General features: G+C 27.5%; 1 pseudogene. It reads right to left on the reverse strand.

Annotated features, from left to right (window positions below):
- Positions 1-262 (reverse strand): annotated as a pseudogene (locus KGF39_RS19700) (cell wall-binding protein); the annotation flags it as partial.

The raw sequence follows: 262 nt of genomic DNA on the forward strand, positions 1-262 counted from the left end.
GTTATTATTATAAGTATTAGCAGGTGCAAAATACTCAAATCCATTAGGTCCTTTAAATACTCCTGTTACCATTTTAGAATTGTTATTAACATCAAAATAGAAATTATTTCTTTCAATCGTAATATATCCATTTTGAAGAACTCCATCATGGCTAAAATAATACTTGTCATTATTAATAGTATATAGATGAGTTGTAGCAGTAGCATTATTCGGATTAAAGTAATATTTTTTACCATCAATAGTTTGCCATCCAGTTACTGCT

It is taken from the genome of Clostridioides sp. ZZV14-6345, from assembly GCF_020657775.1.
Classification (GTDB): Bacteria; Bacillota; Clostridia; order Peptostreptococcales; family Peptostreptococcaceae; genus Clostridioides; species Clostridioides difficile_D.